Source organism: Microbacterium sp. UBA837 (assembly GCF_002296025.1).
Taxonomy (GTDB): Bacteria; Actinomycetota; Actinomycetes; order Actinomycetales; family Microbacteriaceae; genus Microbacterium.
On the sequence record NZ_DBHD01000159.1, the window covers coordinates 1 to 4,093 of the forward strand.

The 4,093-nt window shown below is 67.3% G+C and carries 5 protein-coding genes; all 5 read left to right on the forward strand.

The features are described 5' to 3' along the window. The first annotated feature begins 209 nt into the window (after nt 1-209). A complete protein-coding gene (locus tag B3587_RS11710; RefSeq protein ID WP_292728837.1) occupies nt 210-866 on the forward strand; it encodes a copper resistance CopC family protein in 657 nt (218 codons plus the stop codon). A gap of 11 nt (nt 867-877) precedes the next feature. Next, a complete protein-coding gene (locus tag B3587_RS11715) occupies nt 878-1,429 on the forward strand; it encodes a copper chaperone PCu(A)C (protein WP_292728840.1) in 552 nt (183 codons plus the stop codon). Nucleotides 1,430-1,431: 2 nt separating this feature from the next. Next, nucleotides 1,432-2,661 (forward strand): Dyp-type peroxidase, encoded by a 1,230-nt coding sequence (locus B3587_RS11720; protein WP_292728843.1) that lies wholly within the window; start codon nt 1,432-1,434, stop codon nt 2,659-2,661. A gap of 70 nt (nt 2,662-2,731) precedes the next feature. Further along, nucleotides 2,732-3,082: a hypothetical protein gene (locus tag B3587_RS11725; RefSeq protein ID WP_292728846.1), complete on the forward strand. Its 351-nt coding sequence runs from the start codon at nt 2,732-2,734 to the stop codon at nt 3,080-3,082. Between the two features lie 6 nt (nt 3,083-3,088). Next, nucleotides 3,089-4,084, forward strand: a complete 996-nt coding sequence (locus B3587_RS11730; protein ID WP_292728849.1) for a TIGR00341 family protein — start codon at nt 3,089-3,091, stop codon at nt 4,082-4,084. The last annotated feature ends 9 nt before the right edge of the window (nt 4,085-4,093 follow it).

The window sequence follows — 4,093 nt, forward strand, 5'->3', positions numbered from 1 at the left end:
CGGTGTCGTCAGGCTTCCTGCGGTTGCTGAGCGGCCCGGGATCGTGTGTGCCCCGGCGCCGCCCCTGCGTTCGGCACGCGTTGCCTCGCTCGTGCGCAGGCGTGGTCCGCCCCTGTCTTTCGTGGTCTGACTCTCTGTTTCGACTCCCGCGGCTGCCGACGTGGCGCTGGGGGAGGCGCATCGACGTTCACTCACGAAAGGCGTTTCTCATGTCGTTGTCCCTTCGCGCGCGCGCCGGAGCCTTCGCGGCTTCGGTCGCAGCGGCCACCGTCGCGCTCTCTCTCGTCGCGGCGCCCGCCTGGGCGCACGACGAGCTCGTCGCGAGCTCCCCTCAGCAGGACGAGCAGCTCACGGTGGCTCCGACCAGCGTTGAGCTCACGTTCTCAGCCGAGATCATGGAAATGGGAGCAGCCGTGATCGTTGCGGATGCTCAGGAGAACGACTGGGTCGCCGGCGACATCCAGATCGACTTCGACACCCTGACGGTTCCTCTCAACGAGGGGATGCCGAACGGGGCATATGAAATTCGCTGGCGTGTCGTCTCGTCTGACGGGCATCCGATCTCCGGACTCATCCCCTTCACGGTGGATGATCCGGCAGCGGCATCCCCGGCGCCGACGACCGCACCGAGCGCTGTGAGTTCACCCACGCCGACAGCAGATCAGGCCACCGGCGGTCCTTCCGATGATGCGACCGCCGCGGCGCTGGACTCCGCGGCAGAGGACGGCGGCATAGCGCGCGCCGTCCTGATCGGCGCGATCGGAGCGGCATCTGCGCTCGCTCTGTTCGGGCTGGTCCTTTTCTTCCTTCGCGGTCGCGCCAGGCGCGCCCGCCGGGGTTCCGATGAGGAGCCCCCGAAGCCCTGAAAGGGAAACCTGTGAACACCCGCAATTCCACCCGATTCGGCATCCTTCTCGTCGCAGCAGCACTCGGACTTGCCGGCTGTGCTTCCGCCAGCCCCAGCACCCCGGCGACGACCGAAGCCGAGTCCGTCACGATCACCGATGCGTGGGTCAAAGCTGCCGACAGCAGTATGTCGGCGGCCTTCGGAGTGCTTGAGAACTCCGCTGACAGCGACGCCACGATCGTCTCGGTCAGCTCCGATGCGTCCTCGATGATGGAGCTGCACGAGGTCGTCGATGATGGCAGCGGCAGCATGGTCATGCAAGAGAAGGACGGCGGCTTCGTCATTCCGGCTGGCGGCAGCCTGACGCTCGAGCCCGGCGGCTACCACTTCATGCTCATGGACCTCACGGCTCCGCTGGTCGCCGGTGAGGACGCAACCTTCACCGTCACGTTCGACGATGGCTCGACGATGGCGTTCGTGGCACCGGTGAAGGACTTCACCGGCGCTGATGAGAACTACAACGACGGTGGCATGGACATGGGCGACGACCACTCCGGCATGGACATGGGCGGCGACGAGTAACGATGACCGCGGATCGGAATCATTCCGATCGCCCCGGGTCGACCCGGCGACAGTTCCTCGTGGGAGGAGCTGTCGCCGGCGTCGGCGCGGCCGCGGCGATCGGCATCGACCTCGCCCTGACCTCCGGCTCGGATGCCCCAGCGCCCGCGGCATCCGGTTCGACTCCGCAGGACGGGGCCGAGATCGTCCCGTTCTACGGCGTCCACCAGGCCGGGATCGACACCGCCGCCCAGACCTATGGGACGTTCGTCGCGCTCGACCTGCTGCCGGAGGTGCAGCGCGAGGCTCAACGGCGCATGATGAAGGTTCTCACCGACGATGCGGCGCGTCTGACGCGTGGCGAGCCGGCGCTGGCCGACTCGGAGCCCGAGCTGGCGATCGCGAGGGCCCGTCTGACGGTCACGTTCGGTTTCGGTCCCGAGTTCGTGGCGCGGGCAGGAGGGGCCGGGCCAGCCTGGCTGAAGCCTCTTCCCGCGTTCTCGATCGACAGGCTTGAGCCGGCCTACACCGGTGGTGACCTGCTCATCCAGATCGCGGCGGACGACCCGCTCGTTGTCGCTCACGCGACGCGGATGCTGCTGAAAGACTCGCGCTCGTTCACGACCGTGCGGTGGGTTCAGCAGGGGTTCCGGCGCTCCGCCGGCGCCTACCCCGAGCGCAGCATGCGGAATCTCTTCGGGCAGGTCGATGGCACCGTCAACCCCGAGGCGGGGACGGCGGACTTCGATGAGGTGGTCTGGAGTTCGGACGGATGGCTCGCCGGCGGCACCGGAATGGTCGTGCGCCGCATCCGGATGACCCTCGACACGTGGGACAAGCTCGATCGGTCGGGCCGAGAGCAATCCGTCGGCCGCACCCTCGATAACGGGGCGCCGCTGACCGGGACGGTCGAAACCGACGAGCCGGACTTCGAGGCCCGCACCGCGATCGGCTTCCCTGTCATCCCGGAGTTTTCGCACATGCGACGGGCCCGCAGCGACAACCCTCGGGAGCGCATCCTGCGTCGCCCGTACAACTACGACGATGCTCCGACCGGCGGTGCGCTGTCGGACTCGGGACTGATCTTCGCGTCGTTCCAGGCCGACATCGACGCGCAGTACGTGCCGATGCAACAGCGCCTCGCGGATCTCGACCTGCTCAACGAGTGGACGATTCCGATCGGTTCGGCGGTCTTTGCCGTCCCGCCCGGATGCGCCGAGGGCGGCTTTGTCGGAGAGACCCTCCTCGCATAGCGCCGCTCCCGCTACAGTGATGCCGACGGGACGGATGCCGCCAGGGCGGACGCCCCGCTGGGAGGGGAACATGGCGGGTAGGCGTCCTTTCGGGGTCACGCTCGTGGCGATCATCGCGTGGCTTACGGGTGCGTTGCAGATCATCGCGGGAGTGCTGCTGCTGATCGGCGGCGAAATCACCTTCGGCATCGTCGCTATGCTCATTGGCTTCGTCACGATTCTGGTGAGCCTGGGGCTCTTTGGCGGGAGCAACGGTGCCCGCATCCTGACCGCCGTCGTCTTCGTGCTGAACATCGCCGGCTCGGTGTATCTCATGATCACCGAGCCGGCGCAGCTCTGGTCGGCTGTGGGGTCGGCGGTGCTGCCGCTGATCGGCCTGCTGCTGCTGTTCACAGCGCGGGCCAACAGCTTCTTCCGTTGAGGCTCCGTGTCCCGGGTCACCGAAGCGCTCATCCCGCCGTCACAGCGCCTGTCGGCCGATGAGCTGCACGATGCGCTGAACCTCGGAGCCGGCGAGGTCGGTCGAAAGCGTTCGGCCTTCCTCATCATGCTCGTGCTCTCGGCGATCATCGCCGCGGCCGGCGTCCTGGGCGATTCGACGGCGACGGTCATCGGGGCCATGATCATTGCGCCGCTTGCCACCCCGATCCTCGGTATCGCACTCGGGATCGTCGTGGGGCAATTGCGCCTCGTCGTCAGTTCGCTGCTGTGGGTGCTGCTCGGGGTGGTGCTGGTGATCGCGATCGGTGCGATGTTCGCGGTGTTCGTCGCCGATCCGTCGGAATTGCAGAGCAACTCTCAGATCACCGGACGCACCTCCCCGGGACTCCTCGACCTCGCGGCAGCGCTCGCGACCGGAACCGCCGGAGCTTTCGCGATGTCTCGCCGCGATCTCAGCACCGTGCTGCCCGGGGTCGCCATCGCGATCTCACTCGTCCCGCCGCTCGGTGTCGTCGGCGTGTGCGCCGGGGTGGGGGAATGGGATGCCGCTACCGGTGCGCTGTGGCTGTTCCTGTCCAACGTCGTGGCGCTCATCATCGCGGGCAGCATCGTTTTCACCCTCGCGGGGTACGCCCGCGAGCCAAGCTCGCTCCCGACCGCGCGGCGCCGCCGTGCCTACATCATCGTCGGGATCGCGGCGGTCATCGTCGTCATCCCGCTCGCGTTCAACACCGTTGCCTCGTTCCTGCTGACATCGTGGGGTCTGACGATCCGCAACGCCTCCCAGGAATGGATCAGCGCCGATACCACGGCATCCATCTCTGACGTGCACTGGGTGGGCGTGAACGCGACAATCGACGTCGTGACCGACGACGGTGAGATCCCCGACACGGCGGACCTTGCCACGGCGCTGGATGGGCTGCCGGAGTTCGTCGGTGTGTCGGTGCGGGTACAGACCGAAGCCGAATACGCGATTCGCTGACGGTCAGAT